1 protein-coding gene is annotated in these 322 nt (G+C 64.3%); it reads left to right on the top strand.

Going from position 1 to position 322, the window contains the following annotated elements:
• Positions 1-322, top strand: a 322-nt coding sequence (locus tag JJB97_RS18475) for a hemagglutinin repeat-containing protein (RefSeq protein WP_238715545.1), incomplete at both ends; no start/stop codon positions are given.

Here is a 322-nt window from a genome sequence, read left to right on the forward strand (position 1 = left end):
GAAAGTAAGGGCGGCAGCCTCGGCGTGGGTATCGGCGCAGGCTCCGGCGGCTGGGGCATTAACGTCTCCGCCAGCGTGAACGCCGGCAGGGGCCATGAAAAAGGCAACGGCGCCACCCATACGGAAACCACCGTGGAGGCAGGAAACAACCTGACCCTCATCAGCGGACGCGATACAAACCTCACCGGGGCGCAGGTCAGCGGTGAGCGCGTGACGGCAGTTATCGGGCGTGACCTGACCCTGCGCAGCGAGCAGGATACCGACAGCTACCACAGTAAACAGCAGAACGTCAGCGCGGGGGCCAGCTTCAGCTTTGGCTCCA

Source organism: Tenebrionibacter intestinalis, assembly GCF_016632365.1.
GTDB classification, from domain to species: domain Bacteria; phylum Pseudomonadota; class Gammaproteobacteria; order Enterobacterales; family Enterobacteriaceae; genus Tenebrionibacter; species Tenebrionibacter intestinalis.